This is a genomic window from Xenorhabdus poinarii G6, from assembly GCF_000968175.1.
GTDB classification, from domain to species: domain Bacteria; phylum Pseudomonadota; class Gammaproteobacteria; order Enterobacterales; family Enterobacteriaceae; genus Xenorhabdus; species Xenorhabdus poinarii.
The window spans coordinates 2,367,263-2,384,711 of record NZ_FO704551.1 but is presented as its reverse complement, the minus strand read 5'-3'; the positions used below and the strand labels follow the sequence as shown (position 1 = coordinate 2,384,711).

Below are 17,449 nucleotides of genomic sequence, written 5' to 3'. Positions count from 1 at the left end.
TCCCCTTATTTGTGATCTTGTTGCATAAGGTGATTATGCCCATGGCAGTTTCCTCCTTTCGTAGTCAGATCGGATACTGTATTTGATGTATCGTTTTTATTGGCATGATGGGGAGTGGCGTTGTTTGGGGCAGTGGTTTTTTTTCTGATTGGGAAAAATGCGAAAAAAAGCAGGCTCAGCAATCCAATTGGCCCGGCGTGATACCAACGCCTTTCTCTGGTGCGATGATTTTTCCCCACCGATTGGGTCAGGCGATCGAGGATGATGGCCAAAATCACAATTCCTGTGCCGCCAATGGATGCCAATCCTATATCAAGACGGCCGATACCGCGCAACACCATCTGCCCTAAGCCGCCCACCGCAATCATGGAGGCAATGACCACCATGGAAAGCGCTAACATTAATGTTTGATTTACACCAGCCATGATTGTCGGCATTGCCAGCGGCAGTTGAACTTTGAACAACATTTGCCGTGGGCTTGCTCCAAATGATCGGGCTGCCTCAATTAAATCTGATGGCACTTGTTTAATCCCCAAAATCGTCAGACGGATGATAGGGGGTAAAGCAAAAATGATGGTGACTATCACACCGGGGACATTACCTATGCCAAACAGCATGACGATAGGAATGAGATAAACAAACGCGGGTGTGGTTTGCATCGCATCCAGCAAGGGACGAACAATTTTGGCTAGCCGTTCATGGCGAGCCAGACCGATCCCCAAAGGAAGCCCTATGATAATGCAGAACAGTAAGGCCGTTAGCACAAGAGACATCGTTACCATCGCTTCTGCCCACGCACCAATTGCGCCGATGACGATCAATAAAATTAACGTGAACACGCCTATGCCTGCACCAGCAAGTTGCCAGGCCAGCAAGGCAAAAAACAAAATAGTGACGGGCGGCGGCAAGGTTGTCAGGAATTGCTCAAAACCGTTGAGGGTAAAATCGACAGGGACACGGATCATTTGGAAGACCGGGCGGAAATGTACAACAGTCCAATCAACGAGATGGCTAACCCAGGAATCAAACGGAATGAGTTTGTGCTGAAAAGGTGACATGAGATTAAAATGGTCTGGTGGCATATGGGTTGCCGATGTATTCAGCCAGTCGCTGTTTGATGAGGACGATGCAGTGGCATTCTCCATCCAGGGATCACTGTGGGTATCGAAATCAGTGACTGTATGGGAAGAGTCATTGTTCATGGGAAGTCTCCTTATCTAAAGCCTGTAGCAATATTCCTTTGGAAATGACGCCTAAATAACGGCCACCGTCATCGACGACAGGAACCGCGCAAGGGGATTGTGCGATGGTAGATATCAATTCGTTTAGAGGCGTCTCGGCTGCAACGGCAGTGGGTTCTTTCAATAGGGCATGTTCGATGGATTTTTTTTCTGTCAATGCGTGTTGCAGGGAATTGACGGACACCACACCAATAAACTTCTGGCCCCTTTCGATTAAATAGCCATAGTTTCTATCCTCATTATCCAGCACTTGCAGTGCCGAGCGAGGGCCGAAGCCGGCGGCAACATGAAGCAGTGCTTCTGGACGACGGCGGGCAATATCTTTTGCCGAGAAGACATGGCTGATATCCACACCACGGAAGAACGTTTTGACATAATCGTTAGCGGGGTGATTTAAGATCTCTTCCGGTGTACCGACCTGAACCACAATACCGCCTTGCATAATGGCAATGCGATCACCGATACGCATGGCTTCATCCAAATCATGAGAGATAAATACAACGGTACGTTGATGTTCTCCTTGCAGACGTAATAATTCATCTTGCATTTCATTTCGGATGAGGGGATCGAGCGCTGAGAAGGCTTCATCCATTAACAAAATATCGGGATTATTGGCCAACGCCCTGGCTAACCCGATACGTTGCTGCATACCACCGGACAGTGCATCGGGATATGACAGGGCATAATTTTCCAGATTAACCTGTTTTAGCGTCTCGAATGCTTTTTGCTGGCGTTCTTCTTTTGGAATACCGGCAAGCTCCATGCCAAACGCCGTATTTTCCAGAATATTTAAATGCGGCATCAGCGCAAATGACTGGAAAACCATACTGATTTTACTGCGACGAACCTCCCGTAATTGAGTTTCTGTGATGGTGGAAATATCTTCTCCGTCGATGCAGACCTGGCCTCTGGTGGGTTCTATCAGACGATTGAGAAGGCGTACCAGTGTGGATTTACCTGAACCGGATAATCCCATGATCACAAATACCTCGCCTTCTTCAATGGCCAGATTAACATTTTGAACACCGACGGTGAGACCTGTTTTCTCAAATATTTGCTCTTTGCTGAGGCCAGATGCTAATAATTCGAATGCTAGCTCAGGGGGATCGCCAAATATTTTATAGAGATTGTTAACTTCAAGTTTAACTGTCATGAAATCAATATTTCTCCGTTGCTTATGATGATTTATGATTTTAGTTGTTCTATTATTTTTTTTAGATTACCTAAACACGCCTTTGCCAAATTTCGCCAATATATACCCTAGCATATTGAAATTTGATGACAACACCTTATTTATCACCATTAATCAAAATTTGATATTTTTCATGGCATAATGCGGATGTGAGAAATGAGGAACTGACGATTACTTTTAGACTGCTCACCTTAAATATTGGTGTTTGTTTTTATTTTATTTATCTTGTATCTGGTTGTTATTATTGTATTTAATCTGGTTTTGTTGGGTGGCAATATGGAGCTGTTTATTTTGCTTATTTACTAAGTTATAAGAAGGGAAAAAATACCATCAAGATAAGCTATTTTATTTTTCATTGAAATATATATTGGCTGCCGTATATCCTCGTCGTATCCATAAATTATTTTATTCACTTTCGCTCAGCAAGAAGGAATTAAGACTTGCTTGTGTTTGTACAATGCAAATTGACATTTATGGGTAATGTGACGATGTATACGGTTTTAAATGGTCTGTTTTTTGTTTCAATATTAATATGATAATTGAATACGTTTTTTTATTTTTGTTCATTATCCCTATCTGATGATAGGTCGGAAAAATGGTGTGAATGATAATTGACGTCTGAATGTCCATCACAATGTGCTGTGAACGCTTTTAGTGATTGGAATAACCGGTTTTTTTTCACCATTGGATTGATTGATTCCAGTGTAGTGTATCCCTTCAGGAGAAGAGATGTTTCTTGAAATGCGATGGGGATATCTCACCATTTTTGTCATAAATGATAACACTTCTAGTAAAATATCTTCGTGTTCTATATTATCAAGAATAATAAAATCTAACATTAATATATTATATTGTAATCATTTATTTAAGAAATTTATTCTACCTATAGTGTATCAATGATAAATTTTATCTACATATGGTATTTTAAGGTTTTTTAACGGGGGTGAAATTAAAAACGAAGTGTTATATCTTATTGGCAGCGTCATCATTTTAATGGTCAGAGGGTGCAATGGTTTCTTTATCAAATTGTCAGATGTGTAACCGAATTCATCATTGCAAATTGATGAATGAGGGATTTAGGCCAGTACAGAAATTTTTAATAATAAATTAAATGGAGGTAGTTTATGTATCATCATTACCTGAATACTCCAGACGGTTTTCCCAAGCCTTATGTACATATCAGTGCGGACGATGAAGGCGTTACCAGCATCTATTTCGTCAGCGAAAAGAAAGCATTAGAATCAAAAAGTGTGATTACTCAGCAGTGTGCAAAAGAATTGCAGGAATATTTCAAAGGGAAGAGAGTCCTGTTCACCGTTCCTTTAAATATCCAGGGAACTGAATTCCAAAAACGCGTTTGGCAGCAGCTTTGTCGCATCCCTTATGGCGAAATGTGGAGCTATAAACAATTGGCACTCACGTTAGGATCCGCCAATTATTGCCGTGCTGTCGGGATGGCTAATTCACGCAATCCTATTTCATTGATTGTGCCTTGTCATCGAGTGATTGGGCATGATGGTAAATTGGTTGGCTATACCGGCGGACTGGATATCAAAGGGTGGCTACTGGAGCATGAAAAAAACAGAAAAGTGAAAAGTAAACAGAATTGAAATAACGCGCTAATTTATTTGTGAAATTACCATTAGCGTATAGAATAAACTAATGTAACTAAGCGAAAAGTTTGTTTTTTGCATTCTGTCATACATTTCGTGATCTATGTTACAGACAGTAGACTATATTATTTGTTGTACTGTAAGCTACGCTAGTCTTTTTTCTTAAAGGTAAGTTTTGATGTCAAAAGTTAAAGGTAACGTTAAGTGGTTTAATGAATCCAAAGGATTCGGTTTTATCACGCCAGAAGATGGTAGCAAAGATGTTTTTGTACACTTTTCCGCCATTCAAACTAACGGATTCAAGACGCTGGCTGAAGGCCAAAAAGTAGAGTTTGATATTGCTGAGGGTGAGAAAGGTCCATCTGCTGCGAACGTTGTCGCAATCTAATTTCAAATCCTACGTATTTCTGAAAAACCCGTGTTGGTTGATAGCGGGTTTTTTTATGTTATCCGCTATTGAGCTTTTTGAGGCTTAATCCCTCTCTTCCCGTGTGGCAAGCCCGCGAGAAGGGAAGATTGATATCATTACAGTTTGTTCATTATCATAAAAGCACAGGCGGTCATCAACAATGACGCACTGACATTTACCAGCATGCCGAACAGTGCCCATTCTATTTTTCCGGCCTGTAATAAATAAACGACTTCAGCGGAAAACGTGGAAAAGGTGGTTAGCCCACCACAAAAACCGGTCGTTAGCATCCATTTCCAAACCGGATCGAGATGTGTGGCTTTGTTAAAATAGGCCAGCGCTAATCCAATGATGAATGCGCCAATACAATTGGCCGTTAGCGTACCAACGGCGATGGGAGAAGCAAGCGTATTCAGGCGGAGACTAATGAACCAGCGTAGTACGCTACCCAGGCCACCACCGATGAATACCGCAAATATAATATTTATCATGATGGTGGCAACAGGTTATTTGACTTCTATGCCTTTAGCTTGCAAATCTGCGTGATAAGAAGAACGAACAAACGGGCCACAAGCCGCATGGGTAAAGCCCATTGCTAAGGCAGCTTCCTTCATCTCTTCAAATTCCGCCGGGCTGACGTAACGTTGTACGGGCAGATGGTGACGGCTAGGTTGTAAATATTGCCCCAGGGTCAGCATGGTGACCCCATGACTACGCAAATCCCGCATGACGTCCAAAATTTCTTCGTTAGTTTCACCCAATCCCACCATTAAGCCCGATTTAGTAGGGATATCTGGATGCACTTCTTTGAATTTTTCCAGCAGTTTTAAAGACCAATGGTAGTTTGCTCCCGGACGTACTTGACGATAAACCCGCGGCACGTTTTCCAGATTGTGATTGAACACATCAGGGGGGGTTGCGGTCAGAATTTCCAGCGCACGATCCATGCGACCGCGGAAGTCCGGCACCAACGTTTCGATCCTAATTGATGGGTTCTTTTCACGAATAGAGGTAATACAGTCAGCAAAATGCTGAGCACCACCATCACGTAAGTCGTCACGGTCAACAGAGGTAATCACGACATAACGCAGCCCCATATCCTGGATAGTCTGTGCGAGTTTGAGCGGTTCATTGGCATCAGGGGCATTTGGGCGGCCATGGGCGACGTCACAGAACGGGCAGCGACGGGTACAAATGGCGCCAAGGATCATAAAAGTGGCGGTACCGTGGTTAAAACATTCAGCAAGGTTAGGGCAGGAGGCTTCTTCACAGACGGAGTGCAATCCATTCTTACGCATTGCAGCTTTGATACCCTGAATGCGGCTGGAATCTGCGGGAAGCTTGATTTTCATCCACTCAGGTTTACGCAAGAGTGCTTCACGTTCTGTGGCGATTGTCTTCACAGGGATCAAAGCCATCTTGTCTGCGTCGCGGTATTTGACACCACGTTCCATCTGAATTGGTTTACTCATAATCGTGCTGGTTCCAGTTATATTCTTCAGATTTTGACTTAACTGCCTGATGGTTATAATAAAAATATCCAGGCAAATAAATCCATTCAAATTTTTTTGAAAAATGTTAAAAAATTATATCATTATTCATTGATGAGTTGAAATCCCAAGATCTGACAGAATTTTTCTACCAGAATGGGTTGTACATCTTCAATCGTCACCCCAGTGACGAACTCACTGAGTTGGATCATTTGCATTCCAGCATAACCACACGGGTTTATGCGCAGAAAGGGTTGTAAATCCATGGCAATATTCAGTGCCAGACCGTGGAAAGAGCATCCTTTTCGGATACGCAGACCAAGAGAACAGATTTTATTACCCGCAACATAAACCCCAGGCGCATCTGGGCGGGCATACGCTTCTACCCCGAAATGCGCCAGCGTTTCAATCACCGTATTTTCGATTGCCGTGACTAATTGACGAACCCCAATTTTCGCGCGTTTCAAATCAATCAAAACATACATGACCTGCTGCCCAGGGCCATGATAAGTGACTTGTCCCCCCCTATCCGATTGAACAACAGGGATATGACCCGGTGCAAGTACATGCTCGGCTTTACCAGCCTGACCTTGTGTAAATACGCTTTCATGTTGGACAAGCCAGATTTCATCAGGTGTTTCCGCAGTACGCTGCTCGGTGAATTGGTGCATAGCATCAGAAACCGGCTCGTAGGGCTGAATACCTAACTGGCGTAAAATAATGGTGTTATGTTGCAATGGGAATTTCATCATTCGTTAACAAAAAAGTACCCGTCAGTATAACGCCGTAAGAGGATTCCCACCAGTTTGGGAGTGCGTTAACGCAATAATATTGTTCATTAGACGAATATGTTTTTATTTTATATTATCATGGTTATATATATTGGTAATTTTCCTTATTATTCTCTGTTTGAGCTAACAGATGGTCAAAAAAAACCAACTCTTGATTGTCGGGCATCTTTGTAGTTTTTTGGTGCTCCTCTACAGCCTCTCTATGTTGCTGCCTATTTTTGTGGCTTTGTTTTATAAAGAAAAAAGTATTTTTGCTTTTTTTGAGACGTTTCTCATTGGATTTGTTACAGGAGGCATTGGTTGGTACTTTACCCGTAAAACGAAAGCCCATCCCAGTACGCAGGATGGGTTTCTTATCATTGTACTATTCTGGCTATTGTTCTCATTGCTCAGTGCCTTGCCTTTTGTGCTTGATGAAAATTTAGACATTAATTTGGTGGATGCGGTGTTTGAAGGGGTATCCGGTATTACGACCACTGGCGCCACCGTATTAAATAATGTCTCAGCGTTACCCAAATCTGTGCTCTATTATCGTGCTCAGCTCAATTTTATCGGTGGATTAGGTGTTATCGTCCTTGCCGTGGCTATCTTACCTTTACTGGGGATTGGTGGTGCCAAACTTTATCAATCAGAAATGCCCGGTCCCTTCAAAGAAGAACGGCTGACGCCACGCCTTGCGGACAGTGCTAAAAGTCTGTGGGTCGTGTATCTGTTGTTGGGCGGATTATGCTCGGTCAGTTTTGCGGCTGCAGGTATGTCGTGGTTTGATGCGATCTGTCACGGGATCTCAACTGTTTCCCTGGGGGGATTTTCGACCCGTAATGAAAGCCTTGGTTATTACGATAGCGCTGCGATTGAGATGGTGGGGGGGATTTTTTCAATACTGTCGGCAGTCAACTTTACACTCTATTTTGTTGCCTTGACGCGCAGGAGCTTAAAACCGCTGTTAAAAAATGCGGAACTGCGATTTTTTCTACTGGTACTGACCGTGATCATTCTCACGACTTGGCTGGAATTATACCGTTCAGGCATGTATGGCATAAAAGACGCATTTGTGCATGGTTTTTTCATGACCAGTTCTGTCATGACGGATAATGGTTTGTCGACCTCTGATTATGCACAATGGCCTCCCCATACCATCTTATTGTTGTTGGCAGTGAGTTTTTTTGGTGGCTGCGTGGGATCGACTTGTGGTGGTATCAAAGCGCTTCGTTTTATGATCCTGACAAAACAGAGCGTCAATGAAATTACCCAACTTATTCATCCAAACTCTATCTCAACAATAAAAATTGGCAAATCTGTTGTTCAGGAAAGGGTGCTGCGTTCTGTCTGGGGATTTTTTTTCCTTTATATCTTTTTTAGTTGTTTCTTTATCTGGGCGCTGAATTTGCTCGGTTATGATTTAGTGACCTCATTTGCCACCGTGGCGGCTTGTATCAATAACATGGGGATAGGGTATGGCGCTACGGCACAAAGTTTCGGTGATCTTGATCCGATAGCCAAATGGATGATGTGTGCAGCTATGTTATTGGGAAGGTTGGAAATTTACCCGATACTTATTTTGTGCTCAAAAGCATTCTGGCGTTTTTAAGTACGTCTGATAACGTCTTTTTTTATCCAGTGTCCTTCACGCACCATAATAATAACCATTTTCATTATGGTGTGGTACGCCAGGGATGTTATTTAAACCGGCCATGCATTCGGTTTATGTGCTGCTGTCTAAGCAACAGCAGCACATGAGGTTAATTGTATGGCATTTGGAACGTGTATATAGCAGAGTTATCAATTCGAGCGATGAATTACAGTACGACGCGTACCAGCTCCAGTGCGCCCAATTCTTCATACAGCGTTTCAACTTGTTCAATGTGTGTCGCATTAATGGTGATGGAGACTGAGTGGTAATTCCCTTTGCTGCTTGGCTTAACTACAGGGGAGTAATCGCCCGGTGCATGGCGTTGAACTACTTCAACAACGTGATCCACCAACTCAGGCTGAGCCAATCCCATCACTTTGTAGGTGAATGAGCAGGGGAATTCAAGTAGTTCATTTAATTTGGTTTTCATGGGCATTCCTAAAATATAATTGCCACGGCATCAGGATTGGTTTGCCGTGGCGTGATCATTTTCTCACGATATTGAGTGAATATAGGACTCAATATCTGGCTTTCAAGTCATTAACCGAACCAGTGATGGAACATCAGCCGGATATAGTCAACGATGCGGCTGAAAAAGCCACCTTCTTTAACTTCTTGCATGACGACCAATGGACGTTGTTCAATGGTTTTACCATCAAGCTGGAAATTGATAGTGCCGACAACTTGGTTTTTAGCAAGCGGAGCGTGCAGTTCGGCATTGTTCAATACATAGCTGGCTTTCAGATCTTTCAAACGGCCACGGGGGATCGTCAGATAAACATTTTTGTCAACGCCCAGTTGGACGGTATCGGCATCACCGAACCAAATGGGTTCTGAGGCAAATTCTTTACCGACTTGCAGAGGTGAAACTGTTTCGAAGAAACGAAATCCCCATGTGAGCAATTTTTTGCTATCGGTTTCACGTCCCTTGAAGGTGAGGCTTCCCATGACGGCAGAAATCAGGCGCATATTCCCTTCGGTAGCAGAAGCAACAAGGTTATAGCCTGCACCGCTGGTGTGTCCTGTTTTAATACCATCAACATTCAGGCTCTTATCCCATAGCAAACCATTACGGTTAGGTTGGCGAATGTTGTTGTAAGTAAACTCTTTTTCTTTGTAGATAGCATATTCGTCCGGCACATCACGGATGAGTGCCTGACCAATCAATGCCATATCATGGGCGGTGCTGTATTGGTCGTGAGCATCAAGACCATGAACAGTCTGGAAATGAGTGTTTTTCAGCCCCAGACTTTGCACATATTGATTCATTAAGCTGACGAAGGCATCTTGGCTGCCCGCCACATAATCGGCCATGGCAACACAAGCATCGTTGCCTGATTGCAGATTAATGCCACGGGAGAGCATAGCAACAGAAACTTGGTCACCCGGTTTTAAGAACATTAAAGATGAACCTTTAAACACCGGGTTACCGGTTGCCCAGGCGTCTTTACCGACGGTCACAATATCATTCTGACTAATTTTTCCTGATTTAACCGCTTGGCCAATGACATAGCTGGTCATCATTTTGGTCAGACTGGCTGGATCGCGGCGGATATCCGCATTCTTTTCCGCCAGTATTTTTCCTGAATTGTAATCAATCAGAATATAGGCTTCTGAATCCAGTTCTGGTACCCCAGGGATCATGGTTTTGAAATTATCATCTGCGTTGGCGAACGTGGAGACACTGGCGGCCAGCGCAATGCCTAAGGCGGAGTTTTTGATAAAACGGGAAGTAACTATGTATTTCATGATTGATTAGATAACATCCGTGAGAGAAGGATTGATAATAAATGACATAATAACAAATGCAAGAAAAGCTGACATTAAACAAAACGCAAGCGACAAGCCGATCTTAGCGGCCTGCTGACGGGGAGAGTGCGTCAATATCAGCAGGCGGTGATGTCATGGTTTACGATCGTATTTCGGGGATCAGGGCGCAACGATAAAAGAGGATTGCTGCATTTGATCCATTAATGTTTTTTGTAGTTCTAGCGCTTGCTGGCGGTTATTGAATGGTCCCAACTGGATGCGATAGACGTGACCAAATTGGGTGATATGCCCTGGGACATGAAAGCGCTGACTCAACGACTGTAGCCACGCTTTGGCTTTTTCTTCAACGCTTATCGCCCCCACTTGTAGCCGATAACCGTTTGTTGATTCAGGGAGTGATGATGCAGAACTTTCCGGCGGGGAAGCAGGCGAAGATGGTTGAATACCCATAATTTTTGGTCGGTCAGGCAAAGCAAAACTCCGCTTAATAATCGAGGAGCCGACGGTGCCTAAACCGGAAAGTGAGCCATCAGGTGAAATCAGAATTCCGTCTAATTTCACTTTGCTTTGCGGCATCAAATTCAGACGTTCCGCTGCCGCACGAGATAATTCAATGATTTTCCCTGGTTGATGATAAGGCCCCCGATCATTGACTCTGACAATCATCATGCGTCCATTACTTAAATTGGTAACACGAATGTAACTTGGAATAGGCAATGTTGGGTGTGCTGCGGTTAAAGTATAGGGGCTGACTTGTTCCCCAATGGCCGTCAGTTTTCCATTGGACTCTTCACCAAACCAGCTAGCATAACCTGTTTGGGTAAAGTTAGCAGGATCCTGCACGATATGATACGTTTGCCCGTCCCGCTGATAATCCTGGTTGACGCGTGGATGGTAAGGCTCATATCGAGGCTCTGCCCCCAAAACATCGCGGGTTGGAACGGGGGGAAGAGAAGGTGCCTGGTTGTTGCCTGTTAGGTTACAGCCTGATAGCAGTACGGCCAGAAGGCCAATGGTAAGCCACTGTTGACGCATGAAACTTCTTCCTCATAAACTTTTGGACAATAACTTACGATGCGTATGTATCGACATCATAATGCCGAACCCCGCCATTAAGACAATTAATGCAGATCCCCCATAACTGATCAATGGCAGGGGAACACCAACCACTGGCAGGATACCGCTTACCATACCAATGTTGACAAAGACATAGACAAATAAAATCAGGATCAAGCCCCCAACCATTACCCGACCGAAGGTATTTTGTGCTTTGGCAGCAATATACAGGCCACGCATAATGATCAGTAAGTACAGCACGAGTAAAACAAGAACACCAATCAAGCCTAATTCTTCAGACAGAACGGCGAAAATAAAGTCGGTATGTCGCTCGGGCAGAAATTCTAACTGTGATTGAGTGCCTTGTAACCAGCCTTTGCCAAATATTCCGCCTGAGCCAATGGCAATTTTGGATTGAATGATATGGTAGCCTTTACCCAACGGATCACTTTCTGGATCCAATAACATCATAACGCGGGCACGCTGGTAATCATGCATCAGGAAAAACCACAATATTGGAATAAAACAGGCAAGCAGTAACAAGGCAACGCCAATGAGTTTCCAATTCATGCCGGCCAGAAACAGGATAAATATCCCAGAAGCGGCGACCAGAATAGAGGTGCCTAAATCAGGTTGTGCTGCGACCAGTAGGGTCGGAACAAAAATCAAAACCAGTGCAATCCCCGTGTTTTTCAGCGATGGTGGACAGAGATCTCGATTGATAAAACGCGCGACCATCAAAGGAACGGCGATTTTGGCAATTTCTGATGGCTGGAAACGGACAAAGCCCAGATCCAGCCAGCGCTGCGCCCCTTTACTAATCTGGCCAAAAACATCCACAAGGATGAGCAAAATGACACAGCCAATATAGAGATAAGGCGCCCAGTTTTCGTATATGCGTGGCGGGATCTGCGCCAGAATCAGCATAACGAAGAGGCCCATGATGACCTGTCCGACTTTACGCTCCATCATATCAACATCTTGCCCGCTGGCGCTCCACATAATAAAAAGACTGTAGGCCAGTAATGCCAGGATAAACAGCAGTAAAGGGATATCGATATGTAGCCTGGCCCAGAAAGAAACCTTGTTTTGTGAATCTGTCATGGATTTATTCAATGCGTTCGTGTCCTGATAGCTTGTGTTTGGCTCGGGTTTACACCGGTTGTCTCCGACGTGCTGGCAGGGGCAGTGTTTTTGTTATCCCTGAGTAAAATATGATCCAAAATTTGACGAACGATAGCGCCGACAGATGGCCCTGCCCCCCCATTTTCAAGAATAATGGAAATGGCTACAGTCGGGTTATCATAAGGTGCAAAGGCAATCATGAGCTTATGGTCACGCAGATGTTCAGCAAGTTTATTGGCATTGTAGGTTTCATAACTGAAAACCTGGGCCGTTCCTGATTTAACCGCTGCTTTATATGGCGTACCGGCAAAAAATCGGCGAGCTGTGCCATTTGGGGCATTGGCAACGCCATACATGCCATCTTTGGCAATTTCCCAATACCCGGAATGAATATCACCAATCGGTTGACTGACTGGAGGATGGTAAGGCTGCATCTTGCCATTGGTGCGGGTATCCAGCAAGAAATGAGGTGTTTTCACCTCGCCATCATTAATCAGGATCATCAGGGCTTTTACCATCTGCATTGGCGTTGCTGTCCAATACCCCTGACCGATACCAACAGAGATTGTATCCCCTTGATACCACGGTTTTTTATAGCGTTTAAGTTTCCATTCACGGGTCGGCATATTGCCGGGATTTTCTTCTTTTAAGTCAATGCCGGTAAATTGACCATAGCCAAACTTAGTCATCCATTCAGATATTCGGTCAATACCCATATCGTAGGCGACTTGATAGAAAAAAGTATCCGCTGATTCGACAATCGCTTTATGGACATTCAGTTTGCCATGTCCCCAGCGCTTCCAGTCGCGGTAACGCTTGTCTGACCCTGGCAGTTCCCACCAACCGGGATTATTGGTGGTGGTGTTTTTGGTAATGACATCACTACTGAGAGCTGCAACAGCAATAAACGGTTTAACCGTGGATGCGGGTGGATAAGCGCCTTGTGTTGCCCGGTTAATTAAGGGACGATTTGGATCATCAAGCAGGGATTTATAGTTCTTACCTGAAATACCATCAACAAACAGATTCGGATCGTAGCTTGGATTAGACACCATAGCCAAAACCTCCCCGGTTCGGGGATCGGTAACGACAACTCCGGCACGGCTGGTTGTCAGGATTTCTTCAATGTACGTTTGCAGCTCTAAATCGATTGACAGGTAAATATCTTTTCCGGCTTGGGGGGGCTGTTCATGTAATCGACGGATCACTTTACCCCGATTATTCACTTCAACTTCTTCATAACCCGGTTTGCCATGCAAAATGGATTCATAGTAACGTTCAATACCCAGTTTCCCGATATCATGTGTGGCTTTGTAGTCGGAAATAATGCCGTCTTTTTCTAATCGTTCCACATCCTTGTCGTTGATTTTGGCAACGTAGCCAATGACATGGGTGAGTGCGGAGTGATAAGGATAATAGCGGCGCTGATAGCCTTTGATTTCTAATCCGGTAAAACGGTATTGATTGACGGAAAACCGGGCAACCTGAACCGGAGTCAATGAGGTTTTCAGCGGAATAGATGCGAAACGGGGAGCACGCTGGCGCTCTTTTTTAAAGGTTTCAATATCTTCATCCGTGAGTTCAACGATGGAACGTAACTGATTTAACGTCTTATCAAGATCGGTGACTTTTTGTGGCACAATTTCTAACTGATAAATGGTGCGGTTAGTGGCCAGCGGCGTGCCATTACGGTCATAAATGATGCCCCGGCTCGGTGCGATGGGAACGAGCTTAATGCGATTTCCATTCGAACGGGTTTGGTAATCTTCGTGACGCGTGATCTGGAGATTATAGAGATTGGCAATGAGGACGCCGGTTAAAATAATAATGCCGATAAACGCCGCGAGTGAGCGGCGTATGAATAAGGCCGATTCAGCAGAGTGATCGCGAAAAGGGGTTCGTTTATTCTTCATCCCATTACCAGAATTCACGGTGTCAGATTACCTCATTTATTCCCGATGATAAGGGTGGTTAGTCGTGATGCTCCAGGCTCGATAAAGACTCTCTGCGACCATAACCCGAACAAGAGGATGTGGCATGGTTAAAGGCGAAAGTGACCAACTTTGTTCCGCAGCGGCTTTACAGGCAGGCGCTAACCCTTCGGGGCCACCAATCAACAGGCTGACATTTCTGCCATCCAGCTTCCAACGTTCAAGCTGTTGTGCCAGTTGTGGGGTATCCCAGCGAGAGCCTGGAATATCCAGTGTCACAATACGGTTACCTTTACCCACCGCGGCTAACATCTGATCGCCTTCTTTTTCCAGAATGCGCTTGATGTCAGCATTTTTCCCCCGTTTCCCCGCCGGAATTTCAATTAGCTCAAAAGGCATGTCTTTGGGAAAGCGGTTCAAATAATCGATAAAGCCGGTCTGTATCCAGTCCGGCATTTTTGTTCCTACAGCAACCAGTTGTAACTTCAAACTCAACTCCAGAGTTTTTCCAGTTCATACATACGGCGGCTGTCTTCTTGCATAACATGAACCATGATTTCACCGAGATCCACGACTATCCAATCTGAAATACCTTGCCCTTCAACACCCAGCGGTATGATGCCGGCTTGACGGCAGTCATCGACCAGATTATCCGCCACAGACATCAAGTGGCGGCTTGATGTTCCGGTACAAATAATCATGCAGTCAGTAATACTGGATTTTCCACGGACATCTATAGAAACAATATCCTGTGCTTTGGAATCTTCAAGTTTGTCAATAACAAATTGTTGTAGTTCTGTGCCTTGCAAAAGGATCACCTTTATTTCATAAAATGGGTTGGATAACGCAGAATAATAGCATGCTAATCTCTATAAAAGTAAGCGAGTTAGCTGCAAATAACCGCATGATTTCGCTATTTCTTATATAGCCTCTGTGAATCGATATAATTTTGTATCGATAGCGGAAGTAAATCATCACAATTCAGCCCTTGCAGGTGACGGTGACGAATATCCGTTGCGGAAATGTTTAATAGCGGAGTGGCTGCCAGATAAATATAGCCATGCGGTTTTTGACTCAATGTGTGTGTCGAGTCAGTTTGGTGTTTTTCAAGCCATTGTTGCATTCCAGGAGCCGAAAGCTGGCTTTGATAACCCGGTCGGGAGCAAACTAACAGATGACAGACATCGAGCAACGCTTCCCATTTATACCAGGTATGGATAGTTTGTAATGAATCTTGCCCAATGATGAATGCTAACGGGGATTGCTCACCGATTTCCTGACGAAAAGATTGCAGTGTTTCGACGGTGTAAGAGGGCGTTTCTCGTTGCAGTTCACGGGTATCCACGGTAAACAGCGGGTTATCTTGTACAGCCAGCTGAACCATTTCCAGCCGTTGTTGAGCGCTTGCCTCTGGCTGCGGGCGATGTGGGGGAACGTGATTGGGCAATAAAATAACGTGTTTAAGTCCCACTAATTGAGCCAATGCTTCTACTGGACGTAAATGGCCATAATGGATGGGATCAAAGGTACCGCCAAATAGTGCCTGGATAACCGGAGAACCCACCGGCGTTGCAGGAATCATCGTATCGATTTCTGAATCAATATGGGTTGGGACAATCGAATCAATCATTTAAGAAGCTCTCTGGTAATGGTTTTCCACATAACAGCATAGAAAGCGTTTCCAGGTCAGCCCAAATAGATTGGCTATAATCCTGTTTGACACGCAGTTCCATCTGGGTCAATAAATGTATAGCAGATTGCAGTTCCTGCTGTGACAGACGTTGTAGTGCGTCTGACAGTAATGAGCGGCGATTTTGCCAGACTTTGTGTTGATCAAACAACGCCTTCAAAGGGCGTGTCGTATGTTGGCGTTTCAGCGTCAGAAGCAGTATCAACTCCCTCTGGATTGTACGAAGCAGAATAACCGTCTCGGTATCTTCTTGTCGAAGTTGTTTGAGTATATGCCATGCCCGTTTTATTTTGCCTGCCAGCAAAGCATCAACCCATTGATAAGGAGAGAAGTGGGCGGCATCATTGACGGCTTCTTCCACGCGCAGCAGGGTCAATTGATTGTCGGGGTAAAGCAAGGAGAGGCGTTCAAGCGCCTGAGCCAGTGCCAATAAATTTCCCTCATAGCAGTAGCACAGTAGTTGATTGGCCTCGTCTTCCAGGAATAACCCCATGTTTTTGGCACGTTGTGCTACCCAGTGTGGCAGACGATGTTGTTCAGGTGCCAAACAACTGACATAAACCCCATTTTGTCCAATCACTTTGAACCACGGGCTATTTTCCTGAGCTTTGGTGAGTTTATGCCCACGTAATATCAGTAAGATATCTGCATGCAGCAGTGCCGACAGCTTGGTAAGCTGTTCTGCCATGACGGTATTTGGGCCATTTTCGGGTAGCAGCAGGGTGAGAGACTGGCGGCTGGCAAACAGACTCAGTGACTGACACAGACTGAAGATTTCATCCCAATCGGTATGGTTATCCAATGTAAAGGTGAAATGCTCCAGGAATCCGTGTTGTTCTGCGACTTTTCGGATGCTGTCCTGGCTTTCCTGCAACAGTAATGGTTCGTTGCCCCATAACAGATAGCAACCTCGCAGCCCTTCATTAAGCTGCGAGCGTAGTTGTTCAGGATAAAGTCGAATCATTGCTTCTGTATAGCCGCTGCGTTTTGTTTTTCTTTGGCTTTATGGCGCTCAGCACTATGCACAGTCAGCAGCTGGCGCATCAGCTGACGGGCAGCCTGTTCGCGCATTTCCTGTTGAACCAGATCATTTTCTGCATCTTTTGCCAGTGCTTCTAACGGGTTATCAAAGAAAGAGCGATCAACTTTAGCGCGTAGTGGATAGATACTGCCATCCGGCATCAAGATTTGTGCATCTACGTTCAGAACCAATTGGCGTTCAGCCGATTTGCCATCCTGAAAGATAGAAACGGTCTCTTTATTTGTATTAGAACCAACAAGTTTCAGGATAGGGAGTGAAGCATCGCCATGTTCAACAATTTTAACGTCGTTCAAACGTAATTGTTGACGTACTGCCAGCGCCAGTGGCCCGTAAGGGTCACTAGAACTTAATTGCAATGTCTGAAGCTCTTTTGGTACTTGTGTTGTGCCCCGGAGATGAAAACCGCAGCCGGCGGTGGCTAGCACCGCCAACCCGAGCAACAACGTGAACATACGATGTCGTAGGT

18 protein-coding genes are annotated in these 17,449 nt (G+C 44.7%); 3 read left to right on the top strand and 15 right to left on the bottom strand.

The window, feature by feature from the left end; genetic code table 11:
* Positions 1-5 precede the first annotated feature (5 nt).
* The gene (gene proW / locus XPG1_RS11000) at positions 6-1,202 is read right to left on the bottom strand and encodes a glycine betaine/L-proline ABC transporter permease ProW (RefSeq protein WP_084717301.1); all 1,197 of its coding nucleotides are present in this window, start codon (positions 1,200-1,202) and stop codon (positions 6-8) included.
* Positions 1,192-2,394 (bottom strand): glycine betaine/L-proline ABC transporter ATP-binding protein ProV, encoded by a 1,203-nt coding sequence (proV, locus tag XPG1_RS10995; protein ID WP_045959117.1) that lies wholly within the window; start codon positions 2,392-2,394, stop codon positions 1,192-1,194. The genes proW and proV overlap by 11 nt, the downstream gene beginning before the upstream one ends.
* A 1,163-nt stretch (positions 2,395-3,557) precedes the next feature.
* Here proV and XPG1_RS10985 point away from each other — a divergent pair.
* Together XPG1_RS10985 and cspE are read left to right on the top strand one after the other, a co-directional pair.
* The gene (locus XPG1_RS10985; RefSeq protein ID WP_045959115.1) at positions 3,558-4,043 is read left to right on the top strand and encodes a methylated-DNA--[protein]-cysteine S-methyltransferase; all 486 of its coding nucleotides are present in this window, start codon (positions 3,558-3,560) and stop codon (positions 4,041-4,043) included.
* Between the two features lie 181 nt (positions 4,044-4,224).
* The gene (gene cspE, locus XPG1_RS10980; RefSeq protein ID WP_045959114.1) at positions 4,225-4,434 is read left to right on the top strand and encodes a transcription antiterminator/RNA stability regulator CspE; all 210 of its coding nucleotides are present in this window, start codon (positions 4,225-4,227) and stop codon (positions 4,432-4,434) included.
* Between the two features lie 137 nt (positions 4,435-4,571).
* Here the strand turns inward: cspE and crcB are convergent, their stop codons facing one another.
* From crcB to lipB, 3 genes are all read right to left on the bottom strand, one after another.
* Positions 4,572-4,946, bottom strand: a complete 375-nt coding sequence (gene crcB, locus XPG1_RS10975) for a fluoride efflux transporter CrcB (protein WP_045959113.1) — start codon at positions 4,944-4,946, stop codon at positions 4,572-4,574.
* A gap of 15 nt (positions 4,947-4,961) precedes the next feature.
* A complete protein-coding gene (gene lipA / locus XPG1_RS10970) occupies positions 4,962-5,927 on the bottom strand; it encodes a lipoyl synthase (RefSeq protein ID WP_045959112.1) in 966 nt (321 codons plus the stop codon).
* A 122-nt stretch (positions 5,928-6,049) separates the two neighbouring features.
* A complete protein-coding gene (gene lipB / locus XPG1_RS10965; RefSeq protein ID WP_173425899.1) occupies positions 6,050-6,694 on the bottom strand; it encodes a lipoyl(octanoyl) transferase LipB in 645 nt (214 codons plus the stop codon).
* A gap of 172 nt (positions 6,695-6,866) precedes the next feature.
* On the opposite strand from lipB, the gene XPG1_RS10960 reads away from it, so the two are divergent.
* Entirely contained in the window at positions 6,867-8,327 is a 1,461-nt protein-coding gene (locus tag XPG1_RS10960; RefSeq protein WP_045959111.1) for a TrkH family potassium uptake protein, read from the top strand.
* A 208-nt stretch (positions 8,328-8,535) separates the two neighbouring features.
* Here the strand turns inward: XPG1_RS10960 and ybeD are convergent, their stop codons facing one another.
* From ybeD to lptE, 10 genes are all read right to left on the bottom strand, one after another.
* Positions 8,536-8,799 carry a DUF493 family protein YbeD gene (gene ybeD / locus XPG1_RS10955; protein WP_045959110.1) on the bottom strand — a complete coding sequence of 88 codons (264 nt, stop codon included), beginning with the start codon at positions 8,797-8,799 and terminating at the stop codon, positions 8,536-8,538.
* 110 nt (positions 8,800-8,909) lie between these two features.
* Complete coding sequence (dacA, locus tag XPG1_RS10950; protein ID WP_045959109.1) at positions 8,910-10,118, bottom strand: D-alanyl-D-alanine carboxypeptidase DacA; 1,209 nt, start codon at positions 10,116-10,118, stop codon at positions 8,910-8,912.
* Positions 10,119-10,298: 180 nt separating this feature from the next.
* Entirely contained in the window at positions 10,299-11,174 is an 876-nt protein-coding gene (gene rlpA, locus XPG1_RS10945) for an endolytic peptidoglycan transglycosylase RlpA (RefSeq protein ID WP_045959108.1), read from the bottom strand.
* A gap of 12 nt (positions 11,175-11,186) precedes the next feature.
* Positions 11,187-12,299, bottom strand: a complete 1,113-nt coding sequence (mrdB, locus tag XPG1_RS10940) for a peptidoglycan glycosyltransferase MrdB (protein ID WP_045959107.1) — start codon at positions 12,297-12,299, stop codon at positions 11,187-11,189.
* 8 nt (positions 12,300-12,307) lie between these two features.
* Positions 12,308-14,233, bottom strand: a complete 1,926-nt coding sequence (gene mrdA / locus XPG1_RS10935) for a peptidoglycan DD-transpeptidase MrdA (RefSeq protein WP_231853001.1) — start codon at positions 14,231-14,233, stop codon at positions 12,308-12,310.
* Between the two features lie 36 nt (positions 14,234-14,269).
* Complete coding sequence (gene rlmH, locus XPG1_RS10930; protein WP_045959106.1) at positions 14,270-14,740, bottom strand: 23S rRNA (pseudouridine(1915)-N(3))-methyltransferase RlmH; 471 nt, start codon at positions 14,738-14,740, stop codon at positions 14,270-14,272.
* Positions 14,741-14,742: 2 nt separating this feature from the next.
* Entirely contained in the window at positions 14,743-15,069 is a 327-nt protein-coding gene (rsfS, locus tag XPG1_RS10925; RefSeq protein ID WP_084717300.1) for a ribosome silencing factor, read from the bottom strand.
* 95 nt (positions 15,070-15,164) lie between these two features.
* Complete coding sequence (nadD, locus tag XPG1_RS10920; RefSeq protein WP_045960684.1) at positions 15,165-15,833, bottom strand: nicotinate-nucleotide adenylyltransferase; 669 nt, start codon at positions 15,831-15,833, stop codon at positions 15,165-15,167.
* A 40-nt stretch (positions 15,834-15,873) separates the two neighbouring features.
* On the bottom strand, positions 15,874-16,905 hold the full coding sequence (gene holA, locus XPG1_RS10915) for a DNA polymerase III subunit delta (protein WP_045959104.1): 1,032 nt from the start codon (positions 16,903-16,905) through the stop codon (positions 15,874-15,876).
* Positions 16,902-17,435: an LPS assembly lipoprotein LptE gene (lptE, locus tag XPG1_RS10910; RefSeq protein ID WP_173425898.1), complete on the bottom strand. Its 534-nt coding sequence runs from the start codon at positions 17,433-17,435 to the stop codon at positions 16,902-16,904. Before lptE ends, holA begins: the two co-directional genes overlap by 4 nt.
* Positions 17,436-17,449: the final 14 nt, after the last annotated feature.